This is a genomic window from Photobacterium indicum, assembly GCF_003026215.1.
GTDB lineage: Bacteria > Pseudomonadota > Gammaproteobacteria > Enterobacterales > Vibrionaceae > Photobacterium > Photobacterium indicum.
Genome location: NZ_PYOC01000005.1, coordinates 276,991 through 295,281, shown reverse-complemented (window position 1 = coordinate 295,281; position 18,291 = coordinate 276,991). Strand labels below are relative to the sequence as shown.

The 18,291-nt window shown below is 39.1% G+C and carries 19 protein-coding genes; 12 read left to right on the top strand and 7 right to left on the bottom strand.

Annotated features, from left to right (window positions below; translation table 11 throughout):
- Positions 1 to 743 precede the first annotated feature (743 nt).
- Together C9J47_RS15925 and C9J47_RS15920 are read left to right on the top strand one after the other, a co-directional pair.
- On the top strand, positions 744 to 1,187 hold the full coding sequence (locus C9J47_RS15925; protein ID WP_107254389.1) for an SRPBCC family protein: 444 nt from the start codon (positions 744 to 746) through the stop codon (positions 1,185 to 1,187).
- Between the two features lie 325 nt (positions 1,188 to 1,512).
- Positions 1,513 to 2,052, top strand: coding sequence for a GNAT family N-acetyltransferase (locus tag C9J47_RS15920; RefSeq protein WP_107254388.1), 540 nt, complete (start codon positions 1,513 to 1,515; stop codon positions 2,050 to 2,052).
- Positions 2,053 to 2,110: 58 nt separating this feature from the next.
- Here the strand turns inward: C9J47_RS15920 and C9J47_RS15915 are convergent, their stop codons facing one another.
- A complete protein-coding gene (locus tag C9J47_RS15915; protein WP_107254387.1) occupies positions 2,111 to 2,608 on the bottom strand; it encodes a GNAT family N-acetyltransferase in 498 nt (165 codons plus the stop codon).
- A 223-nt stretch (positions 2,609 to 2,831) separates the two neighbouring features.
- On the opposite strand from C9J47_RS15915, the gene lhgO reads away from it, so the two are divergent.
- Both lhgO and C9J47_RS15905 read left to right on the top strand, forming a co-directional pair.
- Entirely contained in the window at positions 2,832 to 4,025 is a 1,194-nt protein-coding gene (gene lhgO / locus C9J47_RS15910) for an L-2-hydroxyglutarate oxidase (protein WP_107254386.1), read from the top strand.
- A 473-nt stretch (positions 4,026 to 4,498) separates the two neighbouring features.
- Positions 4,499 to 4,807 carry a hypothetical protein gene (locus C9J47_RS15905; protein WP_006229263.1) on the top strand — a complete coding sequence of 103 codons (309 nt, stop codon included), beginning with the start codon at positions 4,499 to 4,501 and terminating at the stop codon, positions 4,805 to 4,807.
- A 120-nt stretch (positions 4,808 to 4,927) separates the two neighbouring features.
- On the opposite strand, the gene C9J47_RS15900 is transcribed toward C9J47_RS15905, so the two are convergent.
- Positions 4,928 to 5,491: a hypothetical protein gene (locus C9J47_RS15900; RefSeq protein WP_036802610.1), complete on the bottom strand. Its 564-nt coding sequence runs from the start codon at positions 5,489 to 5,491 to the stop codon at positions 4,928 to 4,930.
- A 264-nt stretch (positions 5,492 to 5,755) separates the two neighbouring features.
- Between C9J47_RS15900 and ovoA the strand changes: the two genes are divergently transcribed.
- The 6 genes from ovoA (at position 5,756) to C9J47_RS15865 (ending at position 11,463) form a co-directional block, all read left to right on the top strand.
- On the top strand, positions 5,756 to 7,870 hold the full coding sequence (ovoA, locus tag C9J47_RS15890; protein ID WP_107254383.1) for a 5-histidylcysteine sulfoxide synthase: 2,115 nt from the start codon (positions 5,756 to 5,758) through the stop codon (positions 7,868 to 7,870).
- 139 nt (positions 7,871 to 8,009) lie between these two features.
- On the top strand, positions 8,010 to 8,318 hold the full coding sequence (locus tag C9J47_RS15885; protein WP_107245080.1) for a cysteine-rich CWC family protein: 309 nt from the start codon (positions 8,010 to 8,012) through the stop codon (positions 8,316 to 8,318).
- Between the two features lie 239 nt (positions 8,319 to 8,557).
- Positions 8,558 to 8,797 carry a hypothetical protein gene (locus C9J47_RS15880; protein WP_107254382.1) on the top strand — a complete coding sequence of 80 codons (240 nt, stop codon included), beginning with the start codon at positions 8,558 to 8,560 and terminating at the stop codon, positions 8,795 to 8,797.
- A 68-nt stretch (positions 8,798 to 8,865) separates the two neighbouring features.
- Entirely contained in the window at positions 8,866 to 9,309 is a 444-nt protein-coding gene (locus tag C9J47_RS15875) for an META domain-containing protein (RefSeq protein WP_107254381.1), read from the top strand.
- Between the two features lie 211 nt (positions 9,310 to 9,520).
- The gene (locus C9J47_RS15870) at positions 9,521 to 10,339 is read left to right on the top strand and encodes a mechanosensitive ion channel family protein (protein ID WP_107245077.1); all 819 of its coding nucleotides are present in this window, start codon (positions 9,521 to 9,523) and stop codon (positions 10,337 to 10,339) included.
- 56 nt (positions 10,340 to 10,395) lie between these two features.
- A complete protein-coding gene (locus tag C9J47_RS15865) occupies positions 10,396 to 11,463 on the top strand; it encodes a hypothetical protein (protein ID WP_107254380.1) in 1,068 nt (355 codons plus the stop codon).
- Between the two features lie 123 nt (positions 11,464 to 11,586).
- Here C9J47_RS15865 and C9J47_RS15860 read toward each other — a convergent pair whose 3' ends face one another.
- Positions 11,587 to 11,916 carry a hypothetical protein gene (locus C9J47_RS15860; protein ID WP_006229255.1) on the bottom strand — a complete coding sequence of 110 codons (330 nt, stop codon included), beginning with the start codon at positions 11,914 to 11,916 and terminating at the stop codon, positions 11,587 to 11,589.
- Between the two features lie 284 nt (positions 11,917 to 12,200).
- Between C9J47_RS15860 and C9J47_RS15855 the strand changes: the two genes are divergently transcribed.
- The gene (locus tag C9J47_RS15855; protein ID WP_245903495.1) at positions 12,201 to 12,773 is read left to right on the top strand and encodes a helix-turn-helix domain-containing protein; all 573 of its coding nucleotides are present in this window, start codon (positions 12,201 to 12,203) and stop codon (positions 12,771 to 12,773) included.
- Between the two features lie 194 nt (positions 12,774 to 12,967).
- On the top strand, positions 12,968 to 13,438 hold the full coding sequence (locus tag C9J47_RS15850) for a CreA family protein (protein WP_107254379.1): 471 nt from the start codon (positions 12,968 to 12,970) through the stop codon (positions 13,436 to 13,438).
- A gap of 93 nt (positions 13,439 to 13,531) precedes the next feature.
- Here the strand turns inward: C9J47_RS15850 and C9J47_RS15845 are convergent, their stop codons facing one another.
- From C9J47_RS15845 to C9J47_RS15830, 4 genes are read right to left on the bottom strand one after another with little or no spacing between them, the layout of a single operon-like run.
- Positions 13,532 to 14,704, bottom strand: coding sequence for an ABC transporter permease (locus C9J47_RS15845; RefSeq protein WP_107254378.1), 1,173 nt, complete (start codon positions 14,702 to 14,704; stop codon positions 13,532 to 13,534).
- Positions 14,701 to 15,909, bottom strand: coding sequence for an ABC transporter permease (locus C9J47_RS15840; protein WP_107254377.1), 1,209 nt, complete (start codon positions 15,907 to 15,909; stop codon positions 14,701 to 14,703). Before C9J47_RS15840 ends, C9J47_RS15845 begins: the two co-directional genes overlap by 4 nt.
- Positions 15,910 to 15,913: 4 nt before the next feature.
- Positions 15,914 to 16,891: an HlyD family secretion protein gene (locus C9J47_RS15835; protein ID WP_107254376.1), complete on the bottom strand. Its 978-nt coding sequence runs from the start codon at positions 16,889 to 16,891 to the stop codon at positions 15,914 to 15,916.
- Positions 16,888 to 18,291, bottom strand: a complete 1,404-nt coding sequence (locus C9J47_RS15830) for a TolC family protein (protein ID WP_107254375.1) — start codon at positions 18,289 to 18,291, stop codon at positions 16,888 to 16,890. Before C9J47_RS15830 ends, C9J47_RS15835 begins: the two co-directional genes overlap by 4 nt.

Here is an 18,291-nt window from a genome sequence, read left to right as displayed (position 1 = left end):
GTGGTTTGATTTTTGTAGTAAAACCACTTACGACGATTTTGAGTTTTCATTATATACCTCTCATTATCAACAATGAGTAAGCTTGATATTACATATAATTTAATACCGTTCTCACTCTCTATTTGTTCTACTATACCCAGCGAATTATGACGAACACATTACATACCAGATAAAAGTAAAACGTTCTCTGAATCCCTATCTAATCGGCATAAATAAAGCTAACAGTGTGTAGCTTATTTTTATTGCGCCTAGGAATATAAAGAACAATGAGATATTTTCGCGGGAGTTATGTTCAGAAGTTACCTTATTTGAATGGATTAAGGTTAACCAAGTTCTCTATCTTTTTCACCATACGATTTATATCTTCAAAACCAATATAAGAGGGTTTTTAGTTTTTTACAAGCATATCTTGAATATATTTTGAGATATAGATCACCATTACATGCATTGAAACTGTAACACTAAGTTTACTCTTGTGCATAACCCCTTGCTTACCAATGAATATCTTGTTTAAGATTTTATAAACTCTCGGTACCGAAAATTTTTTATTTATGACTAATCATTGTGTGTGATTAACACTAATTTCTAGATTAAACTCAGATAAAACAATTATAACAAATGTTATTTTTTTGCTAAGAATCTGATTGATAACAAAAAACCACCATCTAAAATGTAATGCTTAAGCTTGACACGATTTCACACTTTGTTAACATACAATCATGTTTTGCTGAGAGGTCAGGAAAATGGGAATTCACACCATCACATTAGAGCAAACCGCTAATGTGCCGAAAAAAATTCTATTTCACCTACTCTCTGATCATGAAAAATTAGGTCGTTTTTTTTATGCTGATTTTTCTTTAGTTAGACAAGGAAAGCCAGATACCAACGGAATTGGTGCTGTCAGAGAAGTGACTACAGGTCCTTTTAGGTTCCAAGAACAGATAATCGATTACAAAGAAAATGAACACCTCCATTGCAAAATCATAAACGGAGGTCCAATTAAAGAACACGGTAGTTGGATTCGTTTTCAAAGCATCAACGCAACTCAAAGTCTTATCCACTATCGTATAAAATTTTCCCCTAAGATAAGTGGCACAGGCTGGCTTATTAAGTACCTTATTGAAAAGGATATACGAAAAGCATTATCGACAATTGCTCAACAGGGTGAATCCGAATGGAAGCGTTGATTAGGGTCTGTTGCTCTTTCAACATACCCTCGTAATCAGCAAGTTTTCCTTGACCACTACAACTCAAGCAAGAACTTGCTTTTTTCTTCCTGCACTCTTCATTGAGTGTTCATTCCTTACCGTTACTCACTATGACCCCTTTAAACTCTTATCAATACATCATATTGAAATATAAACATGTCTATTGTATCCCTATGTTATCTCACGTTGAGAACGAGTTGTTAGTGAACAAATATAATACAGAATATTGATCTACTCGATATCATCTCAGCTATGAAACAGCTCTAATAATAACAGCAGATCATAATTTATCAGGATAGGGAAAATGAGACAGCAGCCTTTACTTACAACTGAGAGATTAGTTTTACGCCCTTTGGAACTATCAGACGCGCCAAAAATTCAACAATTAGCAGGTGACACTAATATTGCGAATGGTACGATCAACGTTCCTCACCCCTATGATGATGGTGTCGCAGGGCAATGGATTGGTAAAAACATTGCTGGGTGGCAAAGCCAAAAGTCTGCAATTTTTGCGATCACACTTAAATCTAACAACCAACTTGTTGGCTGCATAGGCCTACAGAATATAGAAGGTAAGACTGCACAATTAGGTTTTTGGATTGGAGTACCCTATTGGGGCAAAGGGTATTGTACTGAGGCAGCTGCGCGCATTGCCGAGTTTGGCTTTAGACGACTAAATCTTCAACTGCTTTACGCGCGCCACCTCAGTCGTGATTCAGCCCCAGGCAAAGTCATGCAAAAAATAGGCATGCACCATATAACGACCAAAAACGATGCTGCCCGCGTCAATATGATTACTGAAAATGTCGAATACTATGAGTTAGGCGTACTCGTAGAAGCGTAATGTGCGAGCTAAACGGCATAAGATTCTTCATTCTCAGTAATGAATACAGAGCAAGTCTCTACAGCTGATTTTTGACTCTTGCCATTTGATACACGTTAACATAGCACCCATTACGAAATGCATAATTAACTGATTCGCCTTCTATCACAAAACCATGCTTTTCATATAAGGCGATAGCAGAGTGATTGTCAGTATAAACTGTCAGTTCAATACGCTGCACATTAAGCCAATTTTCAGCAAGATCGATAATCTCACTAAGCAATTGACTGCCTATTCCTTGTTTTTGGTAATCATCATGTACAGCCATACCAAATGAAGCAACATGCCTACGTCTCGCATTCTGACAAACTTCAAAGCCTAGCTGTCCCACTATGGCGCCTTCTTTCTCGGCAACCAATGAATGCACACCCGCAGGTAAATCACTTAGGCGCTTATTCCATGCATCAAGAGAAGGCAGCGGTAATTGAAGTGTTCCACTATAAGCATTCTTTCCTGCGTACAGATTTTTAACTTGCTCAATATCTTTCGATTCTAGATGTCGAATAATCACTCCCATCCCTTACTCCCTATTCAATTTAGTTTCTTTTAAAATCGCATTAACATAGCATTTAAGCAATAAAAACAAACATCTACATCAAAGATAACTTACTGGCCACGACTCACTAAAGATGCCTTGTTGGTAAACATTTATCTCTTATTTTTAGCTCAGCACACAGTTATACCCATCCGCTTCTTTTAACATGGTATAAACCCATTTCAAGATGCTAAAAGGACTTTGCATGGTTCATTGTGATTATTTGATCATTGGTGCAGGAATTATCGGGCTAAGCACCGCGTGGGAGCTGCAAAAACGCTACCCCGAGAGTCAAATCATTGTGGTCGAAAAAGAGATGACGCCGGCTTATCACCAAACAGGTCACAATAGTGGTGTGATACATGCGGGCATTTACTACACACCCGGTACTTTAAAATCTCAATTTTGTTGCCGTGGTAATATTGAAATAAAACAATTTTGTGAAAAGTACCAAATCCCCTTTGATGAATGCGGAAAACTACTTGTTGCAACATCCAATGCTGAATTAGAGAGAATGGAAACCCTTGGTGAACGCGCAAGATTAAACGGTATTCAATTTGAAGTTCTTGATAAGCAATCATTAAGAGAGCGTGAGCCAAATATCGAAGGACTAGCAGCCATTTATGTGCCAACCACTGGTATTGTGAATTATAAAGAAATTTGTGTAAAACTTGTCGAGCTTATTGAACAAGCAGGCGGACAAGTACTCTTCGATCATCAGGTTACCTACCTAGATGAGTCTGAGACAGGTGTAACAGTGATAACAAGTAACACAACCTTTCATGCGAACTCTCTGATCGCTTGTGGTGGATTAACAGCAGATAGGCTGGTTCGAATGCTGGGTGATGAGCCAAATTTCCAAATTGTGCCATTCAGAGGAGATTATTATCAATTACCTAAGCAGCATAATAATTTAATCCACCACCTAATCTATCCAATACCCGATCCTGAGTTACCCTTTCTTGGCGTACATTTAACACGAATGATTGATGGTAGCGTAACTGTTGGCCCTAATGCTGTTATTAACTTCTCTCGTGAACACTACGACAAGTATCATGTACACCTAAAAGACTGTGCTGAAATGATTACCTATCCAGGGTTTCGTAAAGTCATTCGCCAACACTTTTACTCTGCGTTGATCGAATTGAAAAATAGTGTGTGGAAATCTGGATATCTACAACTTGTTCAAAAATATTGCCCGACACTTCGTCGCGATGATTTACTTCCCTACCCTTCAGGTATTCGTGCTCAGGCAGTTAACCAAGAAGGTGAGTTGATAGACGATTTTCTATTTCATCGAACTAAACATTGTTTAATTGTCTGTAATGCTCCTTCACCTGCTGCAACATCCTGCTTCCCTATCGCGGATTATATTGTTGACCAATTGAATGCTAGCTAAGATTCATATTTCGTCTTATAAAAAACCATCTTTATTTCTTTATTTTATAAGACGAACATTCAACAAGGCTAATATTTAAAAACAATAACGCCAATACAGATAGAACATTTTGATATATTGAATCATATTTAAGAAATCAAGTATTAAATAAAAATTTAATCATTAAAACTGATCCAACTTGAAAAACCTCCGTACAATTATTGCTAGGTACTATACTGATATCAGTAGTGAAGTAATAAACCAAAGACATATAAGCCTTGATACTTGGCTATATAAGGAAATAAACAGAAGGTTTACTTTCACTAACATGAGAACTCAGTTTTATCATTGCAACCTAACATACTGTAATAATAGAAATTTAGATTTATTATTATTATTTTGAAATATTTTTTATGAAGGACAGGTCTTATAAGGTGATGTGAATACAAACTCTTATAAAAATGGCAATATAGCCAAACGATGAGGTGAGGATTATGTCTAGCTTGAAAGTAATTACAGCAACAGCAGTGATTTTAATGTCTACTTCCGTATTAGCAGATATTCGAGTCGCAGATACACACAATGGTGCGTGGATCACCGTAACTGAAAATGGCGCTCCAGCTGCTAATGCTTCAGTATCTGTAGCCAACGTGCCTCAACAAAAACAAAGCTACCAAACAGATGAAAATGGTCGTGTATTTATTCCATTAACATTAGAAAATTCACGTTCAGTAAAATACAAAGCAACCACAGAAACTGGTAAAAAATCATCACGTTTCGCCTTCCACTCTACAAATAAGTAAGTGGTCATGACATTTTTAAGTCCTGATTAATTCGGGACTTTTTCTTTTTATGTATACCCAAGTTACCTCAAGATGCTCGTTTCAGCGAGAATCCTACATATTGAGGTGACTTGGGTATATCTATTTATCGGTAAATTCATCATGGCTTTTTCTATCATAATCACGACGATTTAAATCTCTGGATAAAACGAGCCCAAGCCCAATCACCTGCAAAAACAACGCCAAACTTCTAAGCTGTGATATATATTCCATCTCACTTGTATAACTATCAATCAACTCCAAGTTATCTAGATACAGCTGATTTATTTTTTCTCTTTGCTCAAATTGAACATTATTTATCTTGCCCATCAAATTAGGCAGTTCAGTAATAGATAATGATACAACCTCTTCACCTAACCAATATTTTAAGTCTTTCATTATTTGATTTTTTATTTCAGGGATTAATGGTTTACTCATATATTCACTATTTGCAAGAAGTTCTAACACATGTTCTTTTTTGCGCTCTACCGTTTCAACTTGTTGCCAAATTAATGTGATTAATTTGTTATTACTTGCTTGCTGTTGAATCTGACTATTTATTTGTCGTGTTGAATCATCTATGTAAAAGTTGGTCATCAAAGCTGAAACTACATTGAGTAATAAACCAATTCCAACCAATGTCCATGTTGGTATTCGCCATGCCATTTTCAAATTTCTCATCCTTTATCACTTGCTTCATTGGCTAAGTTGTACATTAAGTATGGCAAAAAAATACTCTTCTTTTCATTTCCAGTTGCGTAATTACCGTTCTGAAAACAAATAGTTCGCTGTGACTTCGATAGCCCTGCAAATTTGGTTGTTTTTACTAGACTTAATAACAACCTGAAAGCCTTATCAGCATAAAAAAATACCATTTGCAGTTCACGTAATTCTAAGACAACGATTTCTTGTATGGAGCTTTGCAAAGGCATGCACAATAAAACGATAAAAAATATTCAAACCGTTCTGTTAACTGGCTCATCTGAACAACATAAACGACAGGAGTTAAAAGACTATTTCAATCAAACGTCGGCTCTTTACGAATCCCTCTTTGAAATTGTAAATAATGATGAAGCTTATTTCAAAAAAGCAGAACCATTACGCCATCCCCTCATTTTTTACTTTGGGCATACAGCTGCCTTTTATATCAATAAGTTGAAACTTGGAAAGTACATTGATTCACGCATAAACACCCACTTTGAATCGATGTTCGCCATTGGTGTAGATGAAATGTCGTGGGATGATCTTGATGCAGCCCATTATGACTGGCCAAAGGTTGATACCGTTAAAGATTATCGCAAAAAAGTGTGTTCGCTAGTCAACCAATTTATTGATGAGATGCCCCTATCCTTACCCATCACTCAATCCGATCCAGCCTGGATCATTTTAATGAGCATTGAGCATGAACGCATTCACCTAGAAACCTCTTCCGTCATTATTCGCCAGCTACCTCTGGCTGATGTAACGCCTCATTATAATTGGATGCCATGCCTCGACAGTGGTGAATCACCCAACAACAGTTTACTGAGTATTGCAGGGAAAAGCATGCGACTAGGTAGACAAGGTAATGACCAAACATACGGTTGGGATAATGAGTTTGGTGAACAACCTTTTACTGTCGATAACTTTAAAGCCGCTAAATTCCTTGTTTCTAATCAGGAGTATCTTGAATTTGTGAAGGCTGATGGCTATCGACAACCACGATACTGGAATGAAGAGGGAAAAGGTTGGTTAGCTTACACCAAAGCAACAATGCCCCGTTTTTGGCGATTAGAAGAAAATAAGTTGTTACAGCGTAACCTATCAAGTGAGATCCCCTTACCTTTAAACTGGCCAGTTGAAGTTAATCAACTAGAAGCAAAAGCGTTTTGCAATTGGAAAGCAGAACAAAGCAATACTAACATTCGCTTGCTGACTGAAGCCGAATGGTATCTATTACGCGATAACATCGGTACCGATTCTCCGTATTGGTCTGAAGCACCGGGGAATATCCATTTAGAATACTTTGCATCTTCTTGCCCTGTGAATCGCTTTGAACATAACGGCCTGTACGATGTTATAGGTAATGTATGGCAATGGACAGAAACCCCCATAGACGGCTTTAACGGCTTTCAGGTTCATCCTTTATATGATGACTTCTCTACCCCTACATTTGATGGCCTACATAACTTAGTTAAAGGGGGATCTTGGATCTCAACCGGCAACGAGTCTATTAAAGCGTCTCGTTATGCTTTCCGCCGTCATTTTTATCAACATGCAGGATTTCGCTACGTAGAATCAAACCAAAAACCAGAAGAGATGGCGCAAATCAACGTATATGAAACCGATGAACTTATTTCACAGTACCTTGAATTTCACTATGGCCCTGAATATTTTTCGGTTGAAAACTTCTGCGTTAATGGTGTGAAGCAATGCTTACAAGAACTGCAACTCACTCATAGAAGCAAAGCCCTTGATATCGGTTGTTCTGTTGGCCGTGCTACGTTTGAACTCGCCAAAACATTTGACCATGTTGATGGGTTAGATTTTTCTGCTCGTTTTATTCAGCAAGCCTGCACGCTTATTGAACAAGGTGAAAAGCGATATACCATCCGAACAGAAGGTGATTTAGTTGAATTTAAAAGCATAACGTTAGCTGAACTTAACTATATCGAAATAGCCGATAAAGTCAGCTTTATGCAAGGAGACGCCTGCAACTTGAAATCTCAATATACTGGCTATGATCTTATTTATGCCTCTAATTTGATTGATCGCCTTGGTGATCCTAAGCAATTTTTATCTTCGATCTATGATCGCATTAATACGGGTGGTTATTTAGTGATTACCTCTCCATATACTTGGTTAGAAGATTACACAAATAAAGATAACTGGTTAGGAGGCACAAAAGTACATGGCGAGAACTTTACAACCTTAGATGGACTAACAGAAAACTTAATCAGCCGATTTGAGCTTATTGCAGTAAAAGAAATTCCTTTTGTGATTAGAGAAACAAAACGCAAATTTCAACACAGCTTGTCTGAAATGACAATTTGGCGAAAACGCTGATGCTCTCTTAATCCAGCATCTTGAGGTAACTTGGGGATATCGCAGCTGAATTCAAGCAACAAGTGCAACTTACAGGCTGTAGGTTGCGCTTTTATTCTGATACATTACGCGATCTTAGTACTCAAGATTGGATTAAACAGTGAAAACACCTTGTGTTGGTAAATGTAAAAATAATGATGGTGTGTGCAGTGGCTGTTTACGCACAATGAGTGAAGTAGGAGAATGGCGTCAAATGTCTGATGATGAACATGTCAAAACAATCGATGAGATCAAAGGATTACGCACCACACATGCCTGCAGCCTATGCGGAAAGCCCGCTTACTGTGAGATCAGCGCAGGAAAATCAACATGTTGGTGTTTTGAGCTAACCAAACGCGACACATCAAACCTAGAAGCTGGAAGTTGCGTTTGTCGAGCGTGTTTATCCTCCTTACCTCTTCAAGATTAATTTTCACAAAGTCTAGCGTATTTAATTACTTATAATATGATCCTCTGTGGTAATAGTCGGCCAGTAAACATATAACCTATTGATATATATATAGTCAAACATATATAATACCCCCATCAAACGACTAGTTACCTGCACTTATGCCTAATGTTTTTTTTATTATCGTTACACTTTCTCTATCATTTTTATCGTACGCTTCAAATAACGTCACAACAGTTATGCAGAACGAACAAGCTTGCATGAAAAATCTTGAACTGCTCATTGTTAATCAGCAAATTATTTATAGTGATAATACCCTTGCGCTACAAGAACGGCAGATTGCAGAACGTACCATCGACATTACTCGTGATGCTTTTAAAGAAAACGAAAGTTACTGCGATGCACAGCAAGCAATGGAAGCCTACGCACGAGAAAAAGATAAAGGACTCCGTTTAAATAAAGGTCAAGATAACCACTTTGGTCGAAATCAGCACAAATAGTCATTGATAATGCTGCTAAAATGACACTATCTGAAAAATATAAGATCCATAAAACAAAGGGGCTCACAATGAGGAAGTGGTTACTAGCAGGTATCTTTACGCCATTATTACTTGCAGGTTGTGAGAATAATGAACAAATCGGATTTTCCAGTAAAAACCTGCAGCAAGACTGGGTTTTAACTAACATCGATGGAAAAGAAATCACCATAAAGGAGCCAAGAGTTATTCCCAATATGGCTATCGATTCTGACCTTAAGGTATCTGGATTTGGTGGTTGTAATCGTTTTACAGGGCAAGCGGAAATCAAAGACAATAAGTTTAAAATCGACACGCTGAGCTCGACAAAAATGGCCTGTATTCAAGATGATCAAGCAACCACTGAATCGATAATGACGGTATCTCTGCAGGAATGGAGCAGCATAGCATTAGAAAATGATGTGTTAACACTAACATCAGAACAGCATATTTTAACCTTTATGCCTGAAGATATTTTAGAAGATAACGACCAGTAATATTCGCATTCAAAAAGTACACTTAGCCCTAGATTTTTTACGTCAATAATGTGCTTAATCAACCGAACTAGACGGCATGATTTTCATATTTCATTTTTTGTTTATTTTTCATCACAAAAACACTTTACTGTTCGAAAGCCAAGCGTATACTGCGCATCTTTTCTACACACCCATACTCTTTCTGAACATTAACAAGGCACTTAACACAGCAATGCTTGAACTCTTAACTTTCGCCATTGAGCACAAAATCATTACAACCCTAGTCATAATCACGACTTTATTATTACTACGAGTATTAGTATTAAAAATCATCCGAGGCGATCACAATTTCATTAGTGAAAAACAACGCCAATGGATGTCTCGTACAAAAAATGGTTTTGCGATTCTCATTATTATCACTATTTTTGGTATTTGGAATTCAGAAATAAAAGAGTTCGCACTGTCTTTAACGGCTATTGCTATGGCCGTTGTTATCGCCTCTAAAGAAATGATTCTTTGTATAACAGGATCGATACATCGCGCATCATCTAGCTCCTTTACAATCGGAGACTGGATCGAAGTCGGTGATCTTCGCGGCGAAGTGATTGAGCATACAATGCTATCAACGAAGATTCAGGAAATTGATATCGCGCATAACCGTTACGATTACACGGGAAAGACACTAACACTGCCCAATAGTATGTTCTTTTCACACACCATCAAAAATATGAATTTTATGAAACGCTACGTTTATCATAACTTCACGATTGTTGGGCCAAAAGAGCGTAATTTGTTCTCGTACCATGATGAGCTAATCAGCAATATCAACGACTATAGCGAAGAATTTATTGAGGTTGCACGACGCTACAACAGTGTTATTGAACGACATGCTGGAGTTGATTTACCTGGCGCAGAACCACACATTCATATTGGTACAAATTGTACCGGTGAAAGCGTAATGCATATCACAATATTTTGCCCAACAGAGCAAGCAGCCGAATTAGAGCAACACATAACATCAGATTTTATGAGGCTGGTTTACGGGCCATAATTTACATTCAAGGTGGGTTTCGCTACATTACAACGGATTAATAACAGGCCGTGATAATGAAAGTAAGTAAAAAGAAAGCGCAAATACTAAACAATGCTATTGATTCTTGGGAAGAAAAACTCACGATCAATGCAGAGCAAGCTAATACATTACGACAAAGCATGCAGATTGTCGGCTTTGATTGGAAGTTATTGGCTGTATATTCGTTTTGGATTGCGATTACATGCCTCATTATCTCGGTAGGAGTCTTACTTGCCGATGATTACCTATTAGACTTACTCGCCAAGATCTTTGACGCTCCTGCTGGAGTAATATCAATAGTAACCGCGATTATAGCTGCGGGATTATATGCAGTTGGTATTCGCCGCCGACGTAAATATCCAGCAAAAAATATCAGTAATGAAGCAACATTTTTCTTTGGTGTCTTAATGACAGCAGTCTCTGTCGGCTTTTTAGGTGCAACATCTTTATACGGTGATACCCATGATGCCCTACTACTTTTACTGCTAACATCCATTTATGCGGTTCTTGGGTTACGCTTATCATCAATCTTGATTTGGCTATTTGCATTGTTCACTTTTGGTGGCTGGGTGTTAACAGAAACAAGCTTTTTATCTGATTGGGATGCCTACTTTTTAGGGATGAACCACCCTCTGCGCTTTGTTTTTGTTGGTGCGGCAATTACTGCGTTAAGCTTATTGTTCCCTAAATACCCTAAACACGAGCGCTTACAAGAACCTACCCGATTTGTTGGGTTGCTTTACCTGTTTATGTCGCTGTGGCTGCTTTCTATTTTTGGTAATTATGGTGATATCGCTGCTTGGTCTCAAATAAAACAAATTGAATTGCTCCATTGGTCTATCTTAGCTGTTATTGTTTGTTTAATTGCTATTTATGTAGGTATTAAATTCAATGACGCATTAAGTCGTAGTTTTGGTATCACCTTTCTTCTTATTAATTTTTATACTCGCTACTTTGAATACTTTTGGGAATCGTCACATAAAGCAATATTTTTTGCAGTTCTAGCGCTTAGCTTCTGGGCTATAGGGTCTAAAGCTGAGAAATTATGGCAAATAGGCGAGCACTCTGCTGGCGACAAACCAACCCCTATGAAGCATCAATAAATATAAGCATAAACGAAAAACCGCTGCGATAATGGCAGCGGTATTCAAATTGAACTATTCATTATATTTTGTCTGTTTAACTGCGGATCGTATTACTAACTTCGAATACATGACGCTGGTTGATTAGGCTTGTTGCTCAAGTCGGTACAACTGAATTTCGTGCAACACTCTTTCTGTCATTAATTCATTCATTGCATCTTTAATATTGGTCTCCATTTTGGTAATGGCCGGAAATACTGATTCACGCATTTCATCTACACATTCTTTCGACACCGACATGGTCATATCAAACTCAAATGAGGCTAATACTAAGAACTTTTCCATGCGCTCTACTATTACTCTCGCCATCATTGGGTCTGCACCAATATCAAGTAACTCCTGCTCAACAACGACTTCTAGTGGTGACAATTCTTTTGGCTGCTCTTTTACTGGAAAAGCTATGATATTCGACATCTTATCCTCCAGAATTATTAATGTGTAAAGATTCTCCCCCCTAAAAATACTCCTCTTATTAAATTTAAGTATTCTTTATCCTATGTGTATTTTTTGTTAAATAAAAGTTCAAATGACTATTTTCTTAAAAAAAACACCTTATTAGTGAAGAAAAGAATAGTCACACCTATAAAAAACGGAAAAAATCACATTGATTATCAAAAGGTTAAATCAAAAAATTAAACATTGTTTAAAATTCAACCTTTCAAACACTAGAGTGATCTCTATTGGTAATTGAGCACGTAGTGTTCAATGTTAAGCAAAATACATTCGAAAAAGCGTTCGATAAAGAAGGTCGGAATATTGAATTAATGGATCAAACGTTTGTTGATGACAGCTATTTGAGTAATATATTCCATCACACCTTATTGCCACTAAATTGGCATGACCGTTCAGATGCTCTCGCTTTTACGCACATTCAGCAGATTGTTTACGTACACTTATTAAAAAATCACTGTAATGTTCAATTTAACATGCCCAATATTACAGGCGGCTTATCACCCATTGTTGCAAAGCGAATCAATGAATATATTCATGACCATTTAGCTTCAAAGATCACTATTGAGCAACTTTCAAATATAGCTGAATTAAGTGAATTTCACTTCTCTCGCATGTTTCATCAGTCATTCGGATCCCCTCCTCATCAATACGTACTCAAACTACGTACACAACTCGCCGCAATGTTATTAAAGACAACCCAGCACCCTCTAGCTGATATCGCCATACAATGTGGCTTTTCTTCACAGCCTCATTTTACACTGCACTTTAAAACGTTTTTTTCGATAACTCCGGCTAAGTATCGCCAGCTGCAACGTTAATATACCCAAGTTATACCAATTTCAAAAGAGAACCACTCTTCTATCAAACACTATCCTTGAACTCGACTCCCAGTGATATTCTGAATGGTCAGATAATTAATGGCTTTGGTATTACCTCAAAATGCTCGTTTCATTCATAGAGTTAATACCCTACAATCGATCATATCGCTCTCTATTTAAAAAGGATTTGTTTTATGAAGAAGATCCTCTTCGCAATTGGTCTGGCTACCCTACTCGTTGGTTGTTCTGACAATGAGGTTGGTGATGTATCCTTGGGAATGTTCACCATGAAGGATATAAAGATTTCGAATTTGGATGACGATAAAATTCCAGGAATAACCTGTCACATCGCATCTGTTGAAGCCAATTTAAGCCTTTCTGATCCAAGTGATAGCTCAATTTCTTGCCGTCAAACCGGTGATATAACACCAGAAATGCTTGCCACTATCGACAAGAGTAAATCTGGTGAAGTTGTATTTAAGAAATCTAAAAGTATTTTCTTCAAAACAATGAAGGTTAGACGTATCTACGATGCAGATAATCAAACCCTGCTCTATTTGTCTTACACAACCAAAGAGACTGAGGGTAGCTTTAAACACAGCCTATCTACTGTGCCTTTATGGGGAACTAAGGCATACCAAGCGCCAACACCAGTCGCGCCATAAGATTCTTGTTAATACTCATAAAAAAAGCCTGATGATTATCTCATCAGGCTTTCTATTTTAGATCATTACATACGTTGTAAGAACAACTTCTGTTTATTCCGGTGGTACTTGTTTCACGCTGCCTTGCTCTTGGTTACGCTTAACAAGAAATACAGCGATACAACCGTATACGAGTGCTTGCAACCATAGCTGCCCCCACCAATTTATCACCTGTTCAAAGCTTGCTCCCATCTGGTTCAACCGCAAAAATCCATTTATTGCGGGGGTTGATGGTGCTAACTGAGCAAGTGCATTAATCGGGGCTGGTATTGCCGACACAGGCCAAATAAAACCTGCGGAGAAAACCAAAGGTAATGAGCTAAGCAAGATAATTAATGTTGCCAACTCACGCCGTGGAATAAGCTGACCAATAATTATTCCAACGAAGATAACCGCTAGCAAAAATGGAACGGTCATTGCGACTAAATCAGATATCGAAGCTAAGCGGCTTATATGATAGTTAGAGAAGCTATAACCAAAATAATAGGCAACAAGCGGGATATATATCAACACCAATAAGAGAGTACGAACCAGCACGATTTTCCATGCACTGTAACGTAACCAATACCCAGTGCCACCTTGCAGGCGATATTCATTCTGTCCACCGCCAAGCATTCCCGCAGCAATCATCAGTGTTTGATGTAAGATCAATACGAATACCGCAGGTACAACATAATTTATGTACCCCATCGTCGGGTTAAATACTGGCCGCATATTCAACTTCATTGCTGAATACTGTTCTGATGCTAACACGAGGTCATCACCAGACATCACCATACGAGAGACTTTAGCTTTAGCCCCCAATGTGCCACCAGCAGTTGCTAAACCTTCTACTATCGTACCGTACACTAAGAAATACGAAGCATCACCTGCGTACGCAACCGTTGGGCTTTTTCCCAAGAGTACATCACGATAGAAATTAGTGGGGATCACCATCAAACCATGTACATCACCTTTAATCAGTAATGACTTGGCTTCTTCAATACTATAAACATGCTTGGTAATATTGACTTGAGGCGTAGCGTCAACCATCCGCTCTAGTTCTCTGCTCATTTGGCTATTATCCAAATTCACTACCGCGATAGTTTGCTCACGTGGTAACTGCTGAGAATACGGCAAGGGATAAAGAAACGAATAAATTAGCACGCCACCAAATACAGTAAAAAGCAGTGATGGATTAGTGAAAATTGCCGTCAATTCAAACTTGAAAAGCGTACGCCAACTCATGCTTGCGTTCCTTTATTATCAGAATGCTTCAACACAGCATTCTTAGTAACTGCATTTACAGCGCTATTAGAGGCTGTGGCAATTTTTTTCGCTTTCATCATCGCAACTAATAAAACAAACCCGAAACACGCTAATGCAATCATATTGGGTATGGCGTCAACTAATGAAGCACCATAATCAACCTGCTGGATTTGAATTTCTATATAATGACTAACAGGTAACATTGCTCGCCATAGCTGCGCTAAGAACGGCATATCCGTCGCAGGAAAAGTAACCCCCATGAAGGCAAAGGCAGGCGCTGTAAATCCAGCCACTAAGCTTATTGCGCGTGTTGAATCGAGAGTTAGCAGAAAGAAAGCAGCCCCCATACTTTGGCAAGCCACAACCATAAGTAATTGCGACAAACTCAAAATAAACCAACTGCCGTGCATCGGCCATTCAAGTGCCCCGTACATAGCCCACAAGAATATGAAGCCTTGTAACCAAAACAACAGGGTATAGGGAAGTAGTTTTGCAATAACGTGATTAATCGGACTATTTGCTAACCATGCCGATATACCTTGTTGCCGAAATTCTGCCGATATAGCCAATACCGTAGTGGCGACTATCAATATCTGCCAGATAGCGGGAATTGCGGCAGAAACCAAGAATTGCCCGTAGTGACTATTACTATTAAATAATGGCGTAATCTGGCTTTGGATTGGAACAGCCTGACCCAATGCTTGCAATGGAACTGGTGAACCATCCGCCATATTTTTCAGCGTGTCGATTCCTGCGGTATAAGTCCCTTGGGCTTGCACCATCGCAGAATTGATCAGCTTACCAATTAAGATGTATTGGCTATTATAAAAAGCCGTTACTTCAGGAGCACGCCCTAACAACGTATCTTTCTCTAATTGGGCTGGCAGTACAACCAACGCATATATATCTGCATTTTTAAGAGCATGACTCCCCTCAGTCGCAGATGTATAGACATTAGTGACAGCCAGTGTTGGGCTCGCGTCATAATAACGCACTAAACCACGAGACAAGCGGCTGTGGTCAAGGTCAACAACACCAATAGGCAGATCACGCGCTATACCCGCAGAGAAAATCAGCCACATACTAAAAAACAGTACAACAGGCAGCCAAAAAACCATGGCTTTCAGCCAACTGTCGGATACAAGTATTCGCCACTCACGGTAACATTGTGTAGAAAAAGCCATAAAATTACTGCTCTAAAATGACACTCATACCAACACGTAAGCCTTCTATGGCTTCCATTGGGCGTGCTTCAATCTCAAATGTACGCATATCAAACCCTTGTGAAGCATCTGTTGCACGCCATGTGGCAAAATCACCCATCACGGCAACATGTGTCACCTTAAAACTATATGCCTCATCACCCAATGCTGGAATCGTAGCATCGACAATCGTACCTTGGTTAAACTCACTTAAACGGTCTTCGCGTACATGAAATACCGCCCACGCATCATTCATGTCAATAACGCTAACCACAGGGAAACCTTGTGGGGCAAGCTCGCCACCGTGTAATAAAACCTGTGTCACTTCGCCATTATGCCAACTGGTAATTTTGGTATCAGCCGCATATGCTTCAACTTCTGCCACAGCACCCGCTGCCATTCTTTCTTTTTCTATCGCAGCACGTTTGGTTTCAACACGCGCACCTTCACTTGCCATACCAAACATTTGATAAGCAGCTTGTTCGGTATAACGCGAGGCTTGCCATTGAGTGTACGCCTCATCACGCTTTTGTTCTGCAATCACGCCGTCTTTATAGAGATTGTCGATACGCTTATAGGTTTTTTTCATTAAAGAAGACGCTGCTTTGGCTTTTTGCCACTGATCCCTTGCGGCGGCAATTTCTTGTACTCGAGCACCTTTCTCTGCTTGCTCGGCCATCGCACCCGCAGCTTGTTGGCCCGCTTTGGCTTGCATTAATTTTGCATCAATTTCAGGGCTAAGTAGCGTAAAAATTAACTGTCCACGCTCAACCTGATCACCTTTGCGCACTAATACTTCATCAACACGTCCCGGTACTTTTGAAGAAATATTATATTGTTGTGCTTCAATCTGGCCTTGCATGCGGTCTGCTTGAGGCTGATAAGCCTGCCAGAAGGTGTAACCTAACCAACCGACTAATGCTACAGCAGGTATCACTACTGCTAATGGCTTTAACTTACTCATTGTTTAACCTCAAGACCTTGATATTGTTGATACTGATTGAAACTGTTCATTTCACCGCTTACTGCCAATAGACGCGATAACGAAATAACATACTGGTATGCCGCTGCCAATCGTTGAGTTTTCACTCCCGCTAAATACATTTCGGCATCAACAACATCAAGTGACGTTGATAACCCCTGACTAAATGCTTTTTCACGCAATCGTACATTTTCTTCGGCAAGTGCAAGGCTCGATTTCAATCCGTTGTATTCTTCTAATGATTGATTCGCTTCTCGGTACGTTTTTTCAACCAGTACAGAGAGATCTTGCTCTGCTTGCGCACGAAGATAGTTCACTTGTGTTACTGCACTGTGTGCTGCTTTTACTTTTCCTGAACGACCCGATGTATCAACAATAGGAATATTCACGCCAACCCCAACCGCCCAATCTGGTGCAGTCTTGCTGGCTAATGTATCGTCTTCATACAAGCTGTAGTTACCGTATAGGTACACTTCGGGGTAATACTTCCCTTTCTCGACATCAATAACGCCACTCGCTTGTTTTTTCTTTGCGTCTAAAATGCTCAAGCCTGGGTAGTCTGAAAGGGTTTTATCAATAAATGCATCCATAGGCGGTAGCGATTCATTGGTAAAAAGAGTCGTCGATGGCATAGCAGGAGAGTTTAATTTCAGAAGTTTGGTTAACGCCACCTGAGCGATTTCTAAATCACGCGCTGATTTTTGACGATCGACACGCGCCTTATCATAAGATGCTTCAGCTTGAAGGCGTTCAACTTTGGCAATTTGCCCCTGTTGTTCCATTTTCTGTGCATGATCTAGGTGTTTTTTCAGGCCTTGCTCTACATCAATCCGAGTCTGCAGCACTTGCTCGGTTAACACGACACCAAAATAAAATTTTGTTAAATCTTCAAATTTTGCTTGCTGTTGCATAACGAGCATATATTTAGCTTCTTCGGTTTTACCCTTCGCGATTTCTTGTGCGGCATTAATACGCCCACCAGTAAAAATAGGCCAAATAGCACGAATTGAGCTGGTGAAAATATCACGATCGGTCAGTTGCGAGGTAAATAGCTGATCTAAATTGGTTGTATTAGGGAAAATACTGGCTAATAAGTCGCCCACGGGCATACTATCCAGTAAATCAGACGGTGAAATTTCGACAGGCTTATCAAGCCTAGTGTAGTTAGCAGATACACTTATATCAGGTAAATACAGATCGCTCGTTGCATCTTGTAAGTGCCTAGCTTTATCTACATTTGCTCGCTCTGCTGCTAGTGCATCACTGCTTGTTAAAACCGTTTGCCATGCATCATTGAAGCTAACAGATGCAGCTTGAACACTTGGTGATAAGACCAAAATAGCAACGGCCAATTGCTTTAATGCAAGTGGCTTTATTTTCAT

Bases quoted from the DNA above. Each gene is read 5' to 3' on its own strand.
- C9J47_RS15850 (WP_107254379.1), top strand. From the start codon at position 12,968: ATGAAGAAGATCCTCTTCGCAATTGGTCTGGCTACCCTACTCGTTGGT.
- C9J47_RS15830 (WP_107254375.1), bottom strand. From the start codon at position 18,291: ATGAAAATAAAGCCACTTGCATTAAAGCAATTGGCCGTTGCTATTTTG.
- lhgO (WP_107254386.1), top strand. From the start codon at position 2,832: ATGGTTCATTGTGATTATTTGATCATTGGTGCAGGAATTATCGGGCTA.
- C9J47_RS15880 (WP_107254382.1), top strand. From the start codon at position 8,558: ATGAAAAATCTTGAACTGCTCATTGTTAATCAGCAAATTATTTATAGT.
- C9J47_RS15840 (WP_107254377.1), bottom strand. From the start codon at position 15,909: ATGGCTTTTTCTACACAATGTTACCGTGAGTGGCGAATACTTGTATCC.
- C9J47_RS15860 (WP_006229255.1), bottom strand. From the start codon at position 11,916: ATGTCGAATATCATAGCTTTTCCAGTAAAAGAGCAGCCAAAAGAATTG.
- C9J47_RS15875 (WP_107254381.1), top strand. From the start codon at position 8,866: ATGAGGAAGTGGTTACTAGCAGGTATCTTTACGCCATTATTACTTGCA.
- ovoA (WP_107254383.1), top strand. From the start codon at position 5,756: ATGCACAATAAAACGATAAAAAATATTCAAACCGTTCTGTTAACTGGC.
- C9J47_RS15845 (WP_107254378.1), bottom strand. From the start codon at position 14,704: ATGAGTTGGCGTACGCTTTTCAAGTTTGAATTGACGGCAATTTTCACT.
- C9J47_RS15920 (WP_107254388.1), top strand. From the start codon at position 1,513: ATGAGACAGCAGCCTTTACTTACAACTGAGAGATTAGTTTTACGCCCT.
- C9J47_RS15905 (WP_006229263.1), top strand. From the start codon at position 4,499: ATGTCTAGCTTGAAAGTAATTACAGCAACAGCAGTGATTTTAATGTCT.
- C9J47_RS15915 (WP_107254387.1), bottom strand. From the start codon at position 2,608: ATGGGAGTGATTATTCGACATCTAGAATCGAAAGATATTGAGCAAGTT.
- C9J47_RS15870 (WP_107245077.1), top strand. From the start codon at position 9,521: ATGCTTGAACTCTTAACTTTCGCCATTGAGCACAAAATCATTACAACC.
- C9J47_RS15925 (WP_107254389.1), top strand. From the start codon at position 744: ATGGGAATTCACACCATCACATTAGAGCAAACCGCTAATGTGCCGAAA.
- C9J47_RS15835 (WP_107254376.1), bottom strand. From the start codon at position 16,891: ATGAGTAAGTTAAAGCCATTAGCAGTAGTGATACCTGCTGTAGCATTA.
- C9J47_RS15865 (WP_107254380.1), top strand. From the start codon at position 10,396: ATGAAAGTAAGTAAAAAGAAAGCGCAAATACTAAACAATGCTATTGAT.
- C9J47_RS15900 (WP_036802610.1), bottom strand. From the start codon at position 5,491: ATGGCATGGCGAATACCAACATGGACATTGGTTGGAATTGGTTTATTA.